Annotated in this window: 17 protein-coding genes and 1 rRNA gene; 15 read left to right on the top strand and 3 right to left on the bottom strand. The window is 71.8% G+C overall.

What is annotated here, in order from left to right:
• The 10 genes from rrf to ACFYXA_RS21485 form a co-directional block, all read left to right on the top strand.
• Positions 1 to 88 (top strand): 5S ribosomal RNA (gene rrf / locus ACFYXA_RS21530); the annotation flags it as partial.
• 61 nt (positions 89 to 149) lie between these two features.
• Positions 150 to 794 carry an HAD family hydrolase gene (locus ACFYXA_RS21525; protein ID WP_389035033.1) on the top strand — a complete coding sequence of 215 codons (645 nt, stop codon included), beginning with the start codon at positions 150 to 152 and terminating at the stop codon, positions 792 to 794.
• A gap of 69 nt (positions 795 to 863) precedes the next feature.
• On the top strand, positions 864 to 1,673 hold the full coding sequence (locus ACFYXA_RS21520; RefSeq protein WP_389035030.1) for a VC0807 family protein: 810 nt from the start codon (positions 864 to 866) through the stop codon (positions 1,671 to 1,673).
• A 66-nt stretch (positions 1,674 to 1,739) separates the two neighbouring features.
• Positions 1,740 to 2,969, top strand: a complete 1,230-nt coding sequence (locus ACFYXA_RS21515) for an MFS transporter (RefSeq protein WP_389035027.1) — start codon at positions 1,740 to 1,742, stop codon at positions 2,967 to 2,969.
• Positions 2,920 to 4,092, top strand: a complete 1,173-nt coding sequence (locus ACFYXA_RS21510; RefSeq protein ID WP_352245146.1) for an acetoin utilization protein AcuC — start codon at positions 2,920 to 2,922, stop codon at positions 4,090 to 4,092. The genes ACFYXA_RS21515 and ACFYXA_RS21510 overlap by 50 nt, the downstream gene beginning before the upstream one ends.
• Positions 4,093 to 4,216: 124 nt before the next feature.
• Positions 4,217 to 5,032 (top strand): phosphatase, encoded by an 816-nt coding sequence (locus tag ACFYXA_RS21505; protein WP_351094795.1) that lies wholly within the window; start codon positions 4,217 to 4,219, stop codon positions 5,030 to 5,032.
• A gap of 134 nt (positions 5,033 to 5,166) precedes the next feature.
• Positions 5,167 to 5,376 carry a helix-turn-helix domain-containing protein gene (locus tag ACFYXA_RS21500; RefSeq protein WP_351094793.1) on the top strand — a complete coding sequence of 70 codons (210 nt, stop codon included), beginning with the start codon at positions 5,167 to 5,169 and terminating at the stop codon, positions 5,374 to 5,376.
• 154 nt (positions 5,377 to 5,530) lie between these two features.
• Positions 5,531 to 5,629 (top strand): 30S ribosomal protein bS22, encoded by a 99-nt coding sequence (locus tag ACFYXA_RS21495; protein ID WP_003948845.1) that lies wholly within the window; start codon positions 5,531 to 5,533, stop codon positions 5,627 to 5,629.
• Positions 5,630 to 5,845: 216 nt separating this feature from the next.
• Positions 5,846 to 6,907: an NAD-dependent epimerase/dehydratase family protein gene (locus tag ACFYXA_RS21490; protein WP_389035021.1), complete on the top strand. Its 1,062-nt coding sequence runs from the start codon at positions 5,846 to 5,848 to the stop codon at positions 6,905 to 6,907.
• Between the two features lie 14 nt (positions 6,908 to 6,921).
• The gene (locus ACFYXA_RS21485) at positions 6,922 to 7,992 is read left to right on the top strand and encodes a lysophospholipid acyltransferase family protein (RefSeq protein ID WP_352245148.1); all 1,071 of its coding nucleotides are present in this window, start codon (positions 6,922 to 6,924) and stop codon (positions 7,990 to 7,992) included.
• Positions 7,993 to 8,060: 68 nt separating this feature from the next.
• Here the strand turns inward: ACFYXA_RS21485 and ACFYXA_RS21480 are convergent, their stop codons facing one another.
• The 3 genes from ACFYXA_RS21480 to ACFYXA_RS21470 all read right to left on the bottom strand — a co-directional run bounded on the left by ACFYXA_RS21480 (position 8,061) and on the right by ACFYXA_RS21470 (position 11,701).
• Positions 8,061 to 9,311, bottom strand: a complete 1,251-nt coding sequence (locus tag ACFYXA_RS21480; RefSeq protein ID WP_389035018.1) for a DUF5667 domain-containing protein — start codon at positions 9,309 to 9,311, stop codon at positions 8,061 to 8,063.
• Between the two features lie 261 nt (positions 9,312 to 9,572).
• Positions 9,573 to 10,400 (bottom strand): ECF subfamily RNA polymerase sigma factor, BldN family, encoded by an 828-nt coding sequence (locus ACFYXA_RS21475; RefSeq protein WP_352245150.1) that lies wholly within the window; start codon positions 10,398 to 10,400, stop codon positions 9,573 to 9,575.
• Positions 10,401 to 10,792: 392 nt separating this feature from the next.
• Positions 10,793 to 11,701, bottom strand: coding sequence for an HAD-IB family hydrolase (locus tag ACFYXA_RS21470; RefSeq protein ID WP_352245151.1), 909 nt, complete (start codon positions 11,699 to 11,701; stop codon positions 10,793 to 10,795).
• A gap of 152 nt (positions 11,702 to 11,853) precedes the next feature.
• Between ACFYXA_RS21470 and ACFYXA_RS21465 the strand changes: the two genes are divergently transcribed.
• The 5 genes from ACFYXA_RS21465 to ACFYXA_RS21445 all read left to right on the top strand — a co-directional run bounded on the left by ACFYXA_RS21465 (position 11,854) and on the right by ACFYXA_RS21445 (position 17,759).
• Positions 11,854 to 12,141: a glutaredoxin family protein gene (locus tag ACFYXA_RS21465; protein ID WP_130440738.1), complete on the top strand. Its 288-nt coding sequence runs from the start codon at positions 11,854 to 11,856 to the stop codon at positions 12,139 to 12,141.
• A 401-nt stretch (positions 12,142 to 12,542) separates the two neighbouring features.
• Positions 12,543 to 13,307, top strand: a complete 765-nt coding sequence (locus ACFYXA_RS21460; protein WP_389035013.1) for a redox-sensing transcriptional repressor Rex — start codon at positions 12,543 to 12,545, stop codon at positions 13,305 to 13,307.
• The gene (locus ACFYXA_RS21455; protein WP_389035009.1) at positions 13,304 to 15,085 is read left to right on the top strand and encodes a glutamyl-tRNA reductase; all 1,782 of its coding nucleotides are present in this window, start codon (positions 13,304 to 13,306) and stop codon (positions 15,083 to 15,085) included. Before ACFYXA_RS21460 ends, ACFYXA_RS21455 begins: the two co-directional genes overlap by 4 nt.
• Complete coding sequence (gene hemC, locus ACFYXA_RS21450) at positions 15,082 to 16,053, top strand: hydroxymethylbilane synthase (RefSeq protein WP_389035006.1); 972 nt, start codon at positions 15,082 to 15,084, stop codon at positions 16,051 to 16,053. The genes ACFYXA_RS21455 and hemC overlap by 4 nt, the downstream gene beginning before the upstream one ends.
• Positions 16,050 to 17,759 (top strand): uroporphyrinogen-III synthase, encoded by a 1,710-nt coding sequence (locus ACFYXA_RS21445; RefSeq protein ID WP_389035003.1) that lies wholly within the window; start codon positions 16,050 to 16,052, stop codon positions 17,757 to 17,759. The genes hemC and ACFYXA_RS21445 overlap by 4 nt, the downstream gene beginning before the upstream one ends.
• The last annotated feature ends 5 nt before the right edge of the window (positions 17,760 to 17,764 follow it).

The following is a 17,764-nucleotide window of genomic DNA, read 5'->3' as shown; positions in this document are numbered from 1 at the left end:
CGGTTACATTCCGAACCCGGAAGCTAAGCCTCACAGCGCCGATGGTACTGCAGGGGGGACCCTGTGGGAGAGTAGGACGCCGCCGAACAATCATTGGGAAAACCCCCGCACCTCACGGTGCGGGGGTTTTCTGCGTTTAGGGTCTGTATATGCCCTACGACTTGGTGATCTTCGACAATGACGGCGTCCTGGTGGACAGCGAGCCGATCTCCAACCGGCTGCTGGCCGCGTATCTCACGGAGCTCGGGCATCCCACCTCGTACGAGGACTCCGTTCGCGACTACATGGGCTCCGCGATGCACCGGATCCACGACGTGGTCCTGGAGCGCACCGGGCAGCGACTGCCGGCGGAGTTCGACGACGAGTTCCACCGGCGGGTGTTCGAGGCGTTCGCGCGCGAACTGCGGCCGGTGGACGACGTCGTGGGCGTGCTCGAGAAGCTGACCGCCGGCGAGGTGCCCTACTGCGTTGCGTCCTCCGGGAGCCACGAGCGGATCCGGGTGGGGCATCGGACGACGGGGCTCGACCGGTGGTTCGAGGAGTCGCGGATATTCAGCGCCCAGGACGTGGGCAAGGGGAAGCCGGCGCCCGATCTGTTCCTGCACGCCGCCGAGAGGATGGGTGTCGCGCCCGCCCGCTGCGTGGTCGTCGAGGACTCACCGCTGGGGGTGCGGGCGGCCGTCGCGGCCGGGATGGACGTGTACGGGTTCACCCGCATGACGCCCGCAGCCGACCTGGCGGAGGCCAGCCGACTCTTCGCCGACATGAGCGAGTTGACGGCGCTGCTCGACTGACATCTGTCATACGGGGCTCCGGACGATCGTCTCTGGTGACCGGCCCCCGCCGGCGGCGAAGCTGAGGGCATGACGACGAACTCGGTTTCCCAGGGCCTGAACACGAGGCAGAACGCGAAGCAGAACACGAGGAAGAACTTCGCTCCGCTGATCGTGGACGTGGCGGTGCCGCTCGGTTCGTACTACCTGTTCAAGGACGGCTTCGGGATGAGCACCTTCGCGGCGCTTGCCTGGAGCAGCGTCGGGCCGGCCCTGCGGACCGTGTGGAGCGTGGTCAAGGAGCGCAGGACCAACGCGCTGGCGGGGCTGATCCTCGTCGTGAACGTGGTGTCGCTGTCGCTGAGTTTCGTCTCCGGCGACCCGCGGCTGATGCTCGCCAAGGACAGCGCGGTCAGCAGCACCGTCGCGATCGGGATCTTCCTCTCCGTGGCGCTCGGGAAGCCGATGATGACCGCGGGGATGAAGCCCTTCCTGGTGAAGGGGGACGCGGCCAGGGAGGCCGCCTGGCAGCGGCTGGCCTCGGGCGGCTCGGTCCGCTCGGCGGACTTCCTGCGCCGGGAGCGGGTGTTCTCCGTGGTCTGGGGTGTGGTGCTGCTCGCCGAGTGCGTGGCGCGGGTGGTCGGGGCCTACACCGTCCCCGTGGACACCATGGTGTGGCTCGGCGGGGTCGTCATGGCCGTCTCGATGGCGGGCGGGTTCCTGGTCAGCGGCGCTCTCGGCGCCGGACCGATGGCGGCGATCCTCGCAGCCGAGCTGAAAGAAGCCCCGGCAGACGCCGCCCCGGCCGACGCCGAGCCGCAGGCCCCGCAAGCGGAGAACGCGCGGGAGAACACGGCCGGGATCCGTGAGCGCGAGCTCACCCTCCAGGCCACGCGGTAGAGCTGAGGGAAACTCACCTTTGGCGGAATCTATCCACGATCACCTCGGGGCCCTACGCTCGCCGCCATGACAGACGTACTGCGGCGGGGCAGGGCCTCGTTGGCGTTCAGCTTCTTCGCGCAGGGAGTGGCCTTCGCACTCCTCGTGACGCGGATTCCGGCCGTCCAGGACCGGTACGGCGTCTCCGACGCCCTGCTGCCCGCCTTCCTCGCCGCGGTGCCCGTCCTGGCCGGTGTCGGCAGCGTGACCACGGAGCGGCTGGTGCGGCGGATACCGCCCAGCCGGGTGCTGCGCTGGTCTCAGCCGGTCGTGCTGCTGGCGCTGCTCGGGGTCGGCTTCGGGGAGCGGATGGCCGAGCTGGGGATCTCGCTCGCGGTGTTCGGTCTCGCCGTGGGCGCCCTGGACGCCTCGATGAACATGCTCGGGGTGAGCCTCCAGCGGGCGTACCGGCGCAGCATCATGCTGAGTTTCCATGCCGCGTACAGCCTGGGCGGGATCGTCGGGGCCTCGCTGGCGTGGGCGGGGGCGCACTGGCATCTCACGCTGTGGGTGTCGTATCTGCCGGTGGTGGCGGTGCTGTTGCCGGTGGTGCTGGTGGGGAGCCGGTGGTACGTCGACGGGGACGCCCACGCCGGCTCCGCAGCCGCGCCGGTGGACGCCGGGCGGGGCGGTGAGGAGGGGCTCGTCTTCCGGATGCTGCTGCCGCTGTGTCTGGTGATGACCTTCGCCTACATCGGGGACTCGACCGTCTCCAACTGGAGTGCCAAGTACCTCCAGGACGTGCTGGGGAGTTCGGAGCAGCTCGCGACCGTCCCGTACAACGTCTACATGGTGACCACGCTGCTGGGGCGGGCCATCGGGGACTTCGGGGTGCGGCGGTTCGGGGCCGTGGTGGTGGTGCGGCTGGGGGCGACGGTGGCGGCGCTGGGGTTCGGCGTGGTGGCGGTCGCGCCGGGGCCGTGGGCGGGGATGGGCGGGTTCACGCTGGTGGGCCTCGGGCTGTGCGTGCTGGTGCCGCAGACGTTCGCCGCGGCGGGGCGGCTGTTCCCGAAGGCGTCGGACGCGGCGGTCGCGCGGCTCAACGTCTTCAACTATGTGGGTTTCCTGGTCGGCTCACCGTTGGTGGGGGCGTTGGGGGACGCGTGGAGCTATCGCGGGGCGATGGCGGTGCCGTTGGTGTTGGTGCTGGTGACGTCGGTGTACGCCAGATCGTTCGCGCCTTCGCCGGACCGATACGGTGGCGGGCATGAGCGGCCGCGCACAGCTGATGTGGGACGAGGCAGTAACGGGCTATGACTTCGGTCCGGACCATCCGATGGATCCGGTCCGGCTGTCTCTGACGCGTCGACTGGTCGACGCCCTCGGGCTCGACCGTGAGGTGCGGGTCGTGTCGGCCAGGCCGGCGGGTGATTCGACGCTGCGGCTCGTCCACCGGGAGGACTACATCGCGGCGGTGAAGGCGGCCTCGCTGGATCCGGGGGCCGCGGACATGTCGTACGGGCTGGGGACGATGGACGATCCGGCCTTCGCGGGGATGCACGAGGTGTCCTCGCTGATCGCGGGGCTGTCGGTGGGGGCGGCGGAGGCGGTGTGGCGGGGGGAGGCGCTGCACGCGGTGAACTTCGCGGGCGGGCTGCACCACGCGATGCCGGGCGGCGCTTCGGGGTTCTGCGTCTACAACGACGCGTCGCTGGCCGTGGCGCGGCTGCTGGAGCTGGGCGCGGAGCGGGTCGCGTACGTGGACGTGGACGTGCATCACGGGGACGGTGTGCAGGCGGCGTTCTGGGAGGACCCGCGGGTGCTGACGATCTCGTTGCACGAGCATCCCCGGACGTTGTTCCCGCAGACCGGGTGGCCCGAGGAGACGGGCGCGGACTGTGCGCAGGGGTCGGCGGTGAACCTGGCGCTGCCGGCCGGGACGGGGGACGCGGGGTGGCTGCGGGCGTTCCACGCGGTGGTGCCGGAGCTGATCGCCGACTTCCGGCCGGACGTGCTGGTGACCCAGCACGGGGCGGACACGCACTTCGAGGATCCGCTGGCGCATCTGGCGGTGTCGTTGGACGCGCAGCGGGCGGTGCAGGTCGCCTGTCACGACCTGGCCCATGAGCATGCCGGGGGGAAGTGGGTCGCGCTGGGCGGGGGTGGTTACGCGGTCGTGGACGTGGTGCCGCGGTCCTGGGCGCATCTGGTGGGTGTGGTGGCGGGGGCGCCGGTGCCGCCGGAGACGGTGATCCCGGAGGGGTGGCGGCAGGAGGTTTTCGCGCGGACCCGGCAGTTGGGGCCGATGCGGATGACCGACGGGCGGTGGCCGGTGGAGTGGGCGGACTGGGAGGCGGGGTACGACCCGGCGGACCGGCTGGACCAGGCGGTGCTGGCGACCCGGCGTGCCGCCTTCCCGCTGCGGGGCTTGCTGGCGTAGCCGAGGCGGCTTGCCGGCGTAGCCGCGCCGGGGGGCGCCGGACTCGGGGGATCCATTGGGCCGACCGTGTCCACTTGTCCCGTTTCGCGCGCTCGGGGCGGTCGGGTCCGTCAGCATCGCTGGCGTGTTGAGTTCCGGGGGTCTTCGGGCGCATCTGCTGGCTGCTCGGTTGGCGGGGGTGGTGGCCACCTCCCGGGAGGAGAGTCTGCGGAGCTACCGGTTGTTCGCGGCGCGCGATCCCCGGGTATTGATCGGACTCGATCCCGAACGGACATGGAGCCAGCGGGATGTGATCGAGTTGATGGCGGCCAAGTGCGGTGTTTCGGCCGATCCTCGACTGACGTCGGGGCATGATGTGATCGACCCGGGGCGGACGATCGCCGCCCTGGACGTCTTCGCGGAGCGGCTCGCCTCGGTAGCCCAGCGTGGCGCTCCGGTGCTGCTGGGCACCGGCCATCCGCACCGGCTGCTCGGTTTCTACGCCGGGCTCGCGGACGCTTTGTCGGCGGCGGGATGTGCTGTCCTCACCCCGGCGCAGGGTCGCTGTGTCGACATAACGACCCGGTTCGGTCTACGCACGTACAACCTCGACTACGTACGCGGTGTCGGGTTGGTGCGGGAACCGGAGAGCGAGCGCCCCGGTGGTGCGACCGGCGCGCACACCCATTCCCCCCTCCCGGTTCGACTGGCGCTGGCGGCGGCGGCGGAGGGCGGCGGGCCGCTGCCGGAGTTGGTGATCGGGGACCACGGATGGGTCTGCGGGGCAGGTCAGCTGGGGTTCGAGGCGATGGGGCCGGCGGACACGGACGATCCCGCGCTGTTCGTCGGGGAGGCCGAGGGGTCGGTGTCCGTGGCCGTTCCACTTGATGATGCCGTGCGGTCTGGTCACTACCGGCCGCTGATCCGCTACGTACTCGATCGGGCGTCTCTGTCACAGTAGTCCGGCGACGGGTGCACCTCTTCCCCACTCGCATCACCCGCCCCTACATTGGGGAGTGAGCACGCAGCGACGAAGAGTCACCGGAAGGGGAAGCCGGTGGCCGTCGAGTCGAGTGCGGAAGGTTCAGGTGTGTCATGGCTGCTGACCAGAGGCCTCTGAGCGAGGTTCAGTTCCTTACCGTGGCGGAAGTCGCCTCGGTGATGCGAGTGTCGAAGATGACCGTGTACCGGCTGGTGCACAGCGGTCATCTGCCCGCGATCCGGGTGGGGCGGTCGTTCCGTGTCCCGGAGAACGCGGTTCACGAGTACCTCCGCGAGAGCTACGTGGGGGTGGACACCGTCTGACCGACGCGGTGGGGGAGCCGGCCCAGGGCGCTTCGCCGGCCCCTCCCCGCCCTCGATTACGAGCTCAGCTCTCGGGCGGGTAGGCTAGCCCCTCGTAGGTCGTATGGGCCCATGTCGCCCAGCACCGAGTGATGAGAAGTGAGCGAGGGTAGTCGTGGGCTCTGTAATCAAGAAGCGGCGCAAGCGGATGGCCAAGAAGAAGCACCGCAAGCTGCTCAAGCGCACGCGCGTTCAGCGTCGTAACAAGAAGTAAGTTCGCGACGCGAACCGCGAAAGCGTGTGTGGCCCCCCATCCATTGCCGGTGGGGGGCCACACGTATAGGGGCTGGCCGATCTGGTCGCCTCGCGCGTCAGGCGGTCGTCACAGCGCGACATCGACCCGATAGGTTGGCCCGCGGACGGGGAACGCGGCAGGGTACGAGCAGTGCAGCAGTTCAGGCCGGACCGAAACGGAAGAAAGGCGCTGATCTTGGGCAAGGTCGTGCTCGTGACCGGAGTGGCCCGACAACTGGGGGGCCGGTTCGTACGCCGGATCCTGCGTGACCCCGGGGTCGAGCGGGTGATCGCCGTGGACGCCGTGCGGCCCGAGCACCATCTCGGCGGGGCCGACTTCATCCAGGCCGACATCCGCCAGCCCACCATCGCGCGGGTGCTCGCCGAGACCGGCGCCGACACCGTCGTCCACCTGGACGTGACGGCGACCGCCCTGGGCAGCGGGAGCCGGACGGTGGTCAAGGAGACCAACGTCATCGGCACGATGCAACTGCTCGGCGCGTGCCAGAAGTCGCCCAGTGTGAAGCGGCTGGTGGTGAAGTCCAGCACCATGGTCTACGGCTCCGCGCCGCGCGACCCCGCGGTGTTCACCGAGACCAACCCGGCCAAGGCCCTGCCCAGCGGCGGGTTCGCGAAGGACACCGTCGAGGTCGAGGGGTATGTGCGCGGGTTCGCCCGGCGGCGGCCCGACGTCGCCGTGTGCGTGCTGCGGTTCGCCAACATCCTCGGGCCGACCGCCGAGACGCCGCTCGCCTCGTACTTCAAGCTGCCGGTGCTGCCCACCGTGCTCGGCTACGACCCGCGGCTGCAGTTCGTGCACGAGGACGACGTGATCGAGGTGCTGCGGATCGGCTCGCACGAGCCGGCGCGGGGCACGCTCAACAGCGGCACGTTCAACATCGCCGGGGACGGCGTGCTGCTGCTGTCGCAGTGCTCGCGGCGGCTCGGGCGGCCCACCGTGCCGCTGCTGCTCCCCGCCGTCACCTGGGCGGGCTCCCTGGTGCGTACGCTGGGTATGACGGACTTCTCGCCCGAGCAGATCCGGCTTCTCACGCACGGCCGGGTGGTGGCCACGGACCAGATGCGCGAGACGCTGGGATTCACGCCGAAATACACCACCGCGGAGGCCTTCGCGGACTTCGCACGCAGCCAGGGGCCGGGTCTCCTGCCCCCCGAGGCCCTTGCGGGGGCCGTCGACCGGATCGCCGCGCTGCCCCTCGCGGGCGGCGGCCACCCCCCGACGCAGAGCGCCAACTGAGGAGCGCATCAACGATGGCGGACGCCAAGGTCATTCCGTTCGACGACGACCGGTCCCGCGGGGGCGCCGTGCAGCGGCCGTCGCGGCGCCGGAGCGCGGGGAGCCGGCGCGCGACCGGCGAGCCGGCGCCGGTCCTCGAGATCGGCGAGGCCGCCGCGGGGAGCACGGCACCGCCGGTCCCGCCCCTGCCTGGGGCGGGTGCGCAGGACGGCAGCCGGGCGACCGGGGAGCCGCGGGAGGACGCCGGCGGCCTGGAGCGGCGCATCGCGGGCGGGCTGTCGTTCCTGCGCCGCCGCCTCACGGGCGACTACGAGGTCGACGACTTCGGCTACGACGAGGAGCTCACCGACCAGGTCCTGATGTCGCTGCTGCGGCCGGTGTACGAGAAGTACTTCCGGGTCGAGGTGAAGGGCGTCGAGAACATCCCGGCCGAGGGCGGGGCGCTGATCGTCGCCAACCACTCCGGGACGCTGCCGCTGGACGGCCTGATGATGCAGGTCGCCGTCCACGACCACCATCCGGCGAATCGTCACCTCAGGCTGCTGGCCGCGGATCTGGTGTTCGTGCTGCCGGTCGTCAACGAGCTGGCGCGCAAGCTGGGGCACACGCTCGCGTGCGCGGAGGACGCCGAGCGGCTGCTCGGGCAGGGCGAGTTGGTCGGGGTGATGCCGGAGGGCTTCAAGGGCATCGGCAAGCCCTTCAGCGAGCGGTACAAGCTCCAGCGGTTCGGCCGGGGCGGATTCGTCTCCACGGCGTTGCGCAAGGGCGCTCCGATCATCCCGTGCTCGATCGTCGGGGCGGAGGAGATCTACCCGATGATCGGCAACGCCAAGACCCTCGCACGGCTGCTGGGGTTCCCGTACTTCCCGCTGACGCCGACGTTCCCCTGGCTGGGGCCGTTGGGCGCGGTGCCGCTGCCGACGAAGTGGACGATCCAGTTCGGGGAGCCGATCCCGACGGACGGTTATCCGCCGGAGGCGGCGGAGGATCCGATGCTGATGTTCAACCTGACCGACCAGGTGCGCGAGCAGATCCAGCACACGCTGTACAAGCTGCTGGTGCAGCGGAGGTCGGTGTTCTTCTGAAACGCCGACGGCTGTGGGGCGCCCTTCCGGGAAGGGCGCCCCACAGCCGTACAACGTGCTCGGGCCGGTCAGTCCGTGTCGTCGCCGTTGATGCCCAGGCCGGGAAGGAGGCCCGGGAGGAGGGGCGGGACGGTGACGTCGGGCTGGGTGGGCAGGCCGGCGGACGGCGGGCTGATGTCGGCGCTCTGCGGCGGGTCGAGCAGACCGCCGGTGTTGCCGCCGAGCAGTCCGTCGTCCTCGCTGCCACTGGCGGACGGGTTGCCGGGGCTGCCGCTGCCGCCGCTGGGGCGGTCCGCGCCGGGGGTGGTGTCGCCGGTGCTGGGGGCGGACGAGCGGTCGGCGCCCGAGGCGCCGGGGGACGCCGTGTCCGTACCCGCGCCCGTGCCCGTGCGCTGCCGTCGGCCGTCCTGGGCGCCGCCCTGGGCGGGCGGCTGGGGCAGCAGGGACTGCAGCGGGGCGACCTCCTGGTCTATGGCGTCGAAGACCGACGACACCTGCTGACTGACGTCCCCGAGCTGTACGGGCAGCTTCTCGCGCAGGTCGCCCCAGACGTCGCGGTGCGAGCGCGAGAAGGCGGACAGGGCCTGGATGGGGCCCAGGGAGTCCGGGTCGCGTTGGTACGCCTCGTGCAGCAGCCGGTGGCCCTCGGAGGCGTCGTGCTGCATGCCGGACAGGGCACGCCGGATCTCGCCGAGGGACTCGTGGTCGAGTGGGGCGCCGCCGCGGCCGCGCTCCATCAGCCGCCGGGCCTCGCCGAGCCGGGTGGAGGCCTGGTCGAGGTAGGCCCGGCCGCGCTCGCCGTCGCCCTCGGCGAGATAGTTGAGCTTGAAGTCCTCGATGCCCCGCTTGAGCCCGTACAGGGAGTCGCCGGGCAGGGCGTCGGAGCTCGCGGCGGCGACGCCGCCGAACGCTCCGGCGGCCACGCCGACGCTGAGCCCGCCCGCGGTGAGGCCCTTGGCGAGCCGTGAACGCGGTCGGAGCTTGCTCAACGGGGTCGCCCGATGGGATCCCCGCGCGCGGGACCGCTGTTCGGGTACCGATGCGTCCTCGCCCGCGGCGCCCGCCTTCAGCATGGCCTCCATCGCGGCGACCAACTGGGCGCGCTGGACGACCTTGACCTCGGGGTCGAACTCCGGCTGGGGCAGCTCGGCGAGACTCGTCGCTAGGGCCAGGAGGCGGCCCCGCTCGGTCTGGTCCGCAGCGGCCGGGGCCGGTGCCGATCCTTCGGACTGCTCGGCCGCCGTGCCCTGGTCGGACTGTTCCTCCAGGGCCTGGGCGAAGGCGTTCGCCCGCCGGTGCGCCGATACGTTCGCGATCACTGGCGGCACCTCCTCTCGTCATGACGGTCGGCTCCCCACGGGTTCGGGGGGTTGCACGCCCGCGACCGCTTCCACACGATCAGGTGATCGGGGAGGGCCGGGACGTGACCACAGGGAGCCTGTATCCCGCACAACGACTGGCGCGGCACTTGGGTTACGGACTGCGGATGATCGGATGGGGAAGTCAACGGACTTTCACCGAACGTGAGTTGAGGTGGCCCTCAGTAGGCGGGGACAGCGGGGGGCGGCAGGGCGGCGGAGTCAGCGGGCGTCGTCGGGGAGGAGCCGGGCGAGCGTACGGACGGCCCGGTACTGGAGCGTCTTGATGGCGCCCTCGTTCTTGCCCATCACACGGGCGGTCTCGGCGACGGACAGCCCCTGGAGGAAGCGCAGCGTGACGCATTCCTGCTGCTGGGGGTTGAGCCGGCGTACCGCGTCCAGCAGCGCGGCGTTGGAGAGGGACTCCAGGACGGAGTCCTCGGGGGAGCGCTCGACCTCGTTGGCGTCGAGCATCTCGCCGGTGGTCACCTCCAGCCGGAAGCGGCTGGACTTGAAGTGGTCGGCGACGAGGTTGCGGGCGATGGTGACGAGCCAGGCCCCGAAGTCGCGGCCCTGCCAGGTGAAGGTGCCGATCCGGCGCAGGGCGCGCAGGAACGTCTCACTGGTGAGGTCCTCGGCGGTCGCCTTGCCGCCCACCCGGTAGTAGATGTACCGGTACACGGTGTCGCTGTACTGGTCGTACAGCTTCCCGAAGGCTTCGGCCTCGCCGGCCTGGGCGCGCTCGACGAGGTCCATCATCCGGGCGCTGTCGCTGTCGGCGGCCGGCCGGCGGGCGGTGGCCGCGCCGGTCGCGCGTCCCCGTCTGCCGGCCGTGCGTCCGTCGCCCGACCGCCGCCCCTCGACGACGCTGCGCGCCGGCGCCTGCTCCAGGCCGTCGGCCAGTGCGTAGCACGGCCCGTTCGGAGCGGCGGCGAAGGCGGGGACGGCGTACGCGGTGGGGACGAAGCCGCGCAACAGGTCCTGGACCGTAGCGACCTTTGCGCGCAGCGTAGCCAGGCCCGAGGTGTCAACCCCGACGTGTGGGTACACGGGACTCCCAGAGGCAGAGCTTCCATCACGTGCAGTGCGGGACCTTTCACCCGTCGTAGCGACGGAGGGGTACCGGTTTGCGTCTGAGGAGAATAACGCTTCGTACAGGCGCTGCTACACCGAGTTGCTCAAAGTGTCGATTACATCGCCTCTGCAGCCGATTGCCGCCCGATCAAGTTGCGGAAAGTGACCGCCTGTTGATCGAAACGGTTCGAGTTTCCGGTCGCTCCGGGGCGTGTTGTGGCGGTGCGCGGACAACGGGCGTCGTCCGCGCACAGTTGGGGGCTGCAGGGGCCGGACCGGCGTCCTCCGGTCGGGGCCGCCGGCCATGGACCGCTGGTCAGGCCCGCTGCTCGGCGGGTCGTCCGGTTGACGCGTCGGTCAACTGCGCGTCAGCGGCGTCGGCGGTGCAGGGCGATCGCCGCCGCCGTGCCGCCCGCCACCGCGCCCACCCCGGCGGCCGCCGGGATGCCGACCTTGGCCGCCTTGCGGCCCGTGCGGTAGTCACGCAGGCGCCAGTCCAGGTCGCGGGCGTGCCGGCGGAGCTTGGCGTCGGGGTTGATGGCGTAGGGGTGGCCGACGAGGGAGAGCATCGGGATGTCGTTGTGGGAGTCGCTGTAGGCGGCGCAGCGGGAGAGGTCGAGGCCCTCCGCCGAGGCCAGGGCGCGCACCGCCTCCGCCTTGGCCGGGCCGTGCAGCGGCTCGCCCACCAGCTTGCCGGTGTAGACGCCGTCCACCGACTCCGCGACCGTGCCGAGGGCGCCGGTGAGGCCGAGGCGGCGGGCGATCACCTGGGCGATCTCCACGGGCGCCGCCGTGACCAGCCACACCTTCTGTCCGGCGTCCAGGTGGGCCTGGGCCAGCGCCCGGGTGCCGGGCCAGATGCGCTCGGCCATGTACTCGTCGTAGATCTCCTCGCCGATCGACTGGAGTTCGCTGACGCGGTGGCCCTTGACGATGGAGAGCGCCGAGTCGCGGGCCTCCTGCATGTGTTCCGGGTCCTCGATGCCGGCGAGCCGGAACCACGCCTGCTGCCAGGCGAACCGGGCGAGCTCGCGGGTTTCGAAGAACTTCCGTTTGTACAGGCCACGGCCGAAGTGGAAGAGGGCGGCGCCCTGCATCACGGTGTTGTCCAGGTCGAAGAAGGCCGCGGCCTTCTCGTCGCCGTGGACGGGGAACTGCGCTTCGTCCTGGGTGTCCTGACTGGACTTGCGGGCGGCCTCCGCCGAGGCCTCGCCTGCCAACACGCTCCGCGCCGTGGCGGAGCGCCTACGGGGAGTGAGCCATCCGAGAGCGGCCATGGCGTGAGCATAGCCAGTTCATCCGGTGGTTCCGGAGTCACGAGGTTGGAACGCTGTGAACTCTCCACGACCGTGTCGTTAAAGAAGTGAGGTGGACGCGGGGGAAAGCGGAATCGGCGTGACGGCGGCCGCCCGCGCGTCGCCGCGCGAGAATGGCTGACATGAGTCCCCTCTTCCGCCGCAAGGGCCCCGCCCCGCAGGACCGGCTGGTGACGTTGATCGGCAAGCCGGGCTGTCATCTGTGCGATGACGCACAGCTGGTGATCGAGAAGGTGTGCGCCGATCTCGGCGTGCCGTGGGAGAAGCGGGACATCACCGAGGACGCGGAGCTGCACGACCGGTACTGGGAACAGATCCCGGTGGTCCTGGTCGACGGTGAACAGCACACCTTCTGGCGGGTGAACGAGGAGCGGTTGCGCAGGGAGTTGACGGGCGGGTGACGGCCGGGTGACCGTCGAGGGGCCGGTGAGCGGCGGGTGGGGGGTGCGCCCGCGCGCCGGCGGGCGGACGTCCGGCGGCTCGGCGGGCCCGGCGTTCGATGATCGACAACTGACCGACCAGTCCAAGTAGCCGCCGAAGTCGCTTAGGATCGACGGTGACCAGGTCTCGGGGGCGGGATTCATGAGGAGAGTGTGCGGTTTTGCCCCCGGTAGCGAAGGAAAGCGGGCGCGTCGGCGCCGCCTCTCCGTGCATACGCCGGGGGCGCGTGACCCCGGTCACGTTGGCCGGGCAAATCGGACACCATCTTTGTGCACGCGTTCACAAAGACATAGCCTGCTTTCGACGGGGCGGTCTGGGGACGCATGACCGCCTGCAGCCCCGCTCTACCCGCAGGAGCACCGTGGCAACTGGCCGAACTCACCGACCGGCGACCCGTAGCCGAGGGATTCCCGAGGCCACCGTCGCCCGGCTTCCGCTGTACCTCCGCGCACTGACCGCGCTGTCGGAGCGCTCGGTCCCCACCGTCTCCTCCGAGGAGCTCGCGGCCGCGGCGGGCGTCAACTCCGCGAAGCTGCGCAAGGACTTCTCCTACCTGGGCTCCTACGGGACGCGCGGGGTGGGCTACGACGTCGAGTATCTCGTCTACCAGATCTCCCGTGAGCTCGGCCTCACCCAGGACTGGCCGGTAGTGATCGTCGGCATCGGCAACCTCGGCGCGGCGCTCGCCAACTACGGCGGGTTCGCCTCCCGCGGCTTCCGCGTCGCGGCCCTCATCGACGCCGACCCCGCGATGGCCGGGAAGCCGGTCGCCGGTATCCCGGTGCAGCACAGCGACGAGCTCGAGAAGATCATCAGCGACAACGGCGTGTCGATCGGCGTCATCGCGACCCCGGCCGGCGCCGCCCAGCAGGTGTGCGACCGGCTCGTGGCCGCCGGCGTCACCTCCATCCTGAACTTCGCGCCGACCGTGCTGTCCGTCCCCGACGGGGTCGACGTGCGCAAGGTCGACCTCTCCATCGAGCTGCAGATCCTCGCCTTCCACGAGCAGCGCAAGGCCGGTGAGGAGGCCGCGTCCGGCGACGGCGCCGGCCCCGCGCCCACGCCCCGCCGCACGTCCGCCGACCAGGGCCCTGACGGGGACGTCCCCGCCGTGATGCCGGCATGAGTCTCCTCGTCGTGGGACTGAGCCACCGCACCGCTCCGGTCAGCGTGCTGGAGCGCGCCTCGCTCTGCGCGGACGCCCAGTCGAAGCTGCTCCAGGACACGCTCGCCGCCGAGCCGGCCGCCGAGGCCGCGGTGCTCGCCACCTGCAACCGCATCGAGCTCTACGCCGACGTGGACAAGTTCCACGCCGGTGTCGCCGAGCTGTCCACGCTGCTCGCCCAGCACAGCGGGGTCGGCCTGGAGGAGCTCACGCCGTACCTGTACGTGCACTACGAGGACCGCGCCGTCCACCACATGTTCTCGGTGGCCTGCGGTCTGGACTCGATGGTCGTCGGCGAGGGGCAGATCCTCGGCCAGATCAAGGACTCGCTGGCCCGCGCGCAGGAGCTGCACACCGCCGGACGGCTGCTGAACGACCTGTTCCAGCAGGCGCTCAGGGTCGGCAAGCGCGCCCACTCCGAGACCGGCATCGACCGCGCCGGCCAGTCCCTGGTCACCTTCGGCCTGGAGCAGCTGGCCGCGGGCGGGGACGTGACCGCGTGGGCCCGCGGCAAGCGCGCCCTGGTCATCGGCGCCGGCTCCATGTCCTCGCTGGCGGCGGCCACGCTCGCCCGGGTCGGCGTCGCCGAGGTCGTCGTCGCCAACCGCACCTTCGACCGCGCCGAGCGCCTTGCGCACCTGCTCGAAGAGCAGTACGGGCCCGGCCTGGCCGAGGCGGGGGAGCCGGGGCTGACGGCCCGCGCCGTCCCCATGGAGGCGGTGCGGCATGAGCTGACACGTGCCGACGTCGCCGTCTCCTGTACGGGGGCGACGGGACTCGTCCTCACGGCGGACGCGGTCGCCGCGGCGATCGAGGGCCGCACCGGAGCGCCCGTCGCCTTCACCGAGGACGCGTACACGCACGAGCCGACGCGGGCCGGTGTGCGGCCGCTGCCGACCGCCCCCGCGGGCGCGGTCGGCACTGACGACAACTGCCCGCTCGACCTGCAGGCCGTGCAGCAGTCCGGCTTCTCCGTGATGGGGGAGGCCGCCGTGGCCGGCATGGACGCCGCGACGCTGGAGCAGCACGCCGCCTGGGTCGCCGGCGCGGGCGTGGACCGCCGGGAGGCCGCCCGCCGGCCCGAGGCCGACGCCGAGCTGATCACCGCGCTCGCCGCGACCGCCGCCACGCTGGGCCGGGTCCCCGAGCGCCGCAGGCCCGAGCAGGCCGCCGCGCCGGTACGGCCGGAGCCGGTGCTGTTCGTGCTGGACCTCGCCATGCCGCGGGACGTCGACGCGGCCGCGCACCGGCTCGCCGGGGTGCGGCTGGTGGACATCGAGTCGCTCGCCGAGGTGTCCGCGGACGCTCCGATGGCCTCCGACGTCGACCAGGTCCGCCGGATCGTCGCCGACGAGGTCGCCGCGTTCGGCGCGGCCCAGCGGGCCGCGCACATCACGCCCACCGTGGTCGCCCTGCGCACCATGGCCGCCGACGTCGTGGCCGGCGAGATCGCCCGCCTCGAGGGACGGCTGCCCGGCCTGGACGACAAGCACCGCGCCGAGATCACGCAGACCGTGCGGCGGGTCGTCGACAAGCTGCTGCACGCGCCGACCGTGCGGGTCAAGCAGCTCGCGGCCGAGCCCGGCGGCGCCGGGTACGCGGACGCGCTGCGGACCCTGTTCGACCTCGACCAGGAGGCGGTGGCCGCCGTCTCGCGGGCCCGTGAGGACGCGGGGGCGGACGGCGACCACAGCATCGAGATCATCGAGAACCACGCCAAGAACCGAGGGCCGGCATGAGTACGAAGGCACTGAGGCTCGGGACCAGACGGAGCAAGCTCGCCATGGCCCAGTCCGGGCAGGTGGCGGACGCCGTACGCCGGGTGACCGGGCGGCCCGTCGAGCTCGTCGAGATCACCACCTACGGCGACACCTCCGGCGAGTACCTCGCGCAGATCGGCGGCACCGGGGTGTTCGTCACCGCGCTGCGCGACGCGCTGGCGCGGGGGGAGGTCGACTTCGCGGTCCACTCGCTGAAGGACCTGCCGACCACGCAGCCCGAGGAGCTGGTCCTGGCCGCCGTACCGGTGCGCGAGGACCCGCGCGACGTGATCGTCGCCCGGGACGCGCTGAAGTTCACCGACCTGCCGCGCGGGGCGCGCATAGGCACGGGTTCGCCGCGCCGGATGGCGCAGCTGAACGCGTACGCGCGTGCCCACGGGCTGGACATAGAGACGGTCCCGATCCGGGGCAACGTCGACACGCGGATCGGTTTCGTCCGGGACGGTGAGCTGGATGCCGTCGTCCTGGCCGCCGCCGGACTGAACCGGATCGGGCGTAGTGAGGAAGTGACCGACTTCCTGTCGGTCGACACGGTTCTGCCCGCCCCCGGCCAGGGGGCACTGGCGATCGAGTGCAGGGCGGGCGACTCCGCCCAGGACGCAGCTCTGATCGCAGCCCTCGGCGAGCTCGACGACCCGTTCACCCGGGTCGCCGTGACCGCCGAACGGTCACTGCTCGCCGCCCTGGAGGCCGGCTGCAGCGCCCCTGTGGGCGCGCTGGCCGACCACCTGGCCGACGGGCAGATTGTCAAGGAAATGCGCCTGCGCGCAGTCGTCGGGACCACCGACGGCACGCGCATGGTGCAGCTGTCCACCACCGGTCCCGTGCCCGACACGCACGACCGGGCAATGGCGCTCGGTCGCGAACTCGCCGCCGAGATGCTTGCCCAGGGCGCGGCCGGTCTGATGGGGGAGCGAGCACAGTGAGCCCCACCGCCCTTCCTGCCGCCGCCGTTCCTGAGCACGGGCACGTCACCTTCCTCGGTGCCGGACCCGGGGATCCGGGACTGCTGACCCTGCGCGCCGTGGAGGCCCTGGCCCACGCGGACGTCCTCGTCGCCGAGCACGAGGTGCTCGACGTCGTCCGGACGCACGCCCGGCCGGGCGTCACCGTCGTGAACGCGGAGGCCGGTCCTTCGCCGGATCCGCTTCCGGGCACGGTCGCGCCTCTCGCCGCGGTCGTTGACGGCGCGTCAACAACCGTTGCTGATCCCGCGGTGCGGGATGCCGCACATCTTGTCATGGAGGCCGCGCGGGGCGGCAGGCGGGTCGTGCGTGCGGTGTCCGGGGACCCCGGACTCGACACGTACGCGGCGGAGGAGATGCTCGCCTGCGCCGCGGCCGGCGTGCCCTTCGAGGTCGTTCCCGGCGTCGCCGCGGCGGTCGGCGTGCCCGCCTACGCGGGTGTGCCGCTGCGGGACGCGCAGGGCGCGGACGTCCGGTTCGTGGACGCCCGTACCGCCTCCGACCGGTGCTGGACCGAGGTCGGCGCGTCGGACGGCACGGTCGTGGTGTCGACGACCCTCGACTCGGTCGCCGCGGCGGCCGGCGAGCTGGTGTCGGCGGGCCGCAAGCCCGACACCCCGCTGACGGTCACCGTCGCCGGTACGACGACCCGGCAGCGCACCTGGTCGGCCACGCTCGGCACGATCGCGCAGACGCTGAAGCAGGCCAAGGTGCTGCCCTCGCCCGAGGGCGGCCGGCCGGTGATAGCCGTGGTCGGCGAGCGTTCCGCCCCCGCCCAGCGCGACCAGCTGGCGTGGTTCGAGTCCAAGCCGCTGTTCGGCTGGAAGGTGCTCGTGCCGCGCACGAAGGAGCAGGCGGCGTCGCTCTCCGACCAGCTGCGGTCCTACGGGGCCGTGCCGCACGAGGTGCCGACGATCGCCGTCGAGCCGCCGCGCACGCCCCAGCAGATGGAGCGGGCGGTCAAGGGCCTGGTCACGGGCCGCTACGAGTGGATCGCCTTCACCTCGGTGAACGCCGTCAAGGCGGTCCGGGAGAAGTTCGAGGAGTACGGCCTCGACGCGCGGGCCTTCGCCGGGATCAAGGTCGCGGCGGTGGGCGAGCAGACCGCGAAGGCGCTCATCGCCTTCGGCGTGAAGCCGGATCTGGTGCCCAGCGGCGAGCAGAGCGCCGCCGGTCTGCTGGAGGACTGGCCGCCGTACGACCCGGTGTTCGACCCGATCGACCGGGTGTTCCTGCCGCGGGCCGACATCGCCACCGAGACGCTGGTCGCCGGTCTCATCGAGCTCGGCTGGGAGGTCGACGACGTCACGGCCTACCGGACCGTGCGGGCCTCGCCGCCGCCGGCGGAGACCCGGGAGGCGATCAAGGGCGGCGGCTTCGACGCCGTGCTGTTCACGTCGTCCTCCACGGTCCGCAACCTGGTGGGCATCGCCGGCAAGCCGCACAACGTGACGGTGATCGCCTGCATCGGTCCGGCCACCGCGAAGACCGCCGAGGAGCACGGTCTGCGCGTCGACGTGATGGCGCCGGAGCCGTCCGCGCTCAAGCTGGCGGAGGCCCTGGCCGACTTCGGCGTCCGCCGCCGGACCGCGGCTCTGGAGGCGGGCGACCCGGTGACCCGCCCGAGCGAGCGCCGTCCGGGCGCCCGGCGGCGCCGGGCCACCTGAGACAC

Source organism: Streptomyces sp. NPDC002566, from assembly GCF_042889585.1.
GTDB lineage: Bacteria > Actinomycetota > Actinomycetes > Streptomycetales > Streptomycetaceae > Streptomyces.
This window is presented reverse-complemented; position numbering and strand designations above follow the sequence as displayed.

Bases quoted from the DNA above. Each gene is read 5' to 3' on its own strand.
- ACFYXA_RS21525 (WP_389035033.1), top strand. From the start codon at position 150: ATGCCCTACGACTTGGTGATCTTCGACAATGACGGCGTCCTGGTGGAC.
- ACFYXA_RS21520 (WP_389035030.1), top strand. From the start codon at position 864: ATGACGACGAACTCGGTTTCCCAGGGCCTGAACACGAGGCAGAACGCG.
- ACFYXA_RS21515 (WP_389035027.1), top strand. From the start codon at position 1,740: ATGACAGACGTACTGCGGCGGGGCAGGGCCTCGTTGGCGTTCAGCTTC.
- ACFYXA_RS21510 (WP_352245146.1), top strand. From the start codon at position 2,920: ATGAGCGGCCGCGCACAGCTGATGTGGGACGAGGCAGTAACGGGCTAT.
- ACFYXA_RS21500 (WP_351094793.1), top strand. From the start codon at position 5,167: ATGGCTGCTGACCAGAGGCCTCTGAGCGAGGTTCAGTTCCTTACCGTG.
- ACFYXA_RS21485 (WP_352245148.1), top strand. From the start codon at position 6,922: ATGGCGGACGCCAAGGTCATTCCGTTCGACGACGACCGGTCCCGCGGG.
- ACFYXA_RS21470 (WP_352245151.1), bottom strand. From the start codon at position 11,701: ATGGCCGCTCTCGGATGGCTCACTCCCCGTAGGCGCTCCGCCACGGCG.
- ACFYXA_RS21465 (WP_130440738.1), top strand. From the start codon at position 11,854: ATGGCTGACATGAGTCCCCTCTTCCGCCGCAAGGGCCCCGCCCCGCAG.
- ACFYXA_RS21455 (WP_389035009.1), top strand. From the start codon at position 13,304: ATGAGTCTCCTCGTCGTGGGACTGAGCCACCGCACCGCTCCGGTCAGC.
- hemC (WP_389035006.1), top strand. From the start codon at position 15,082: ATGAGTACGAAGGCACTGAGGCTCGGGACCAGACGGAGCAAGCTCGCC.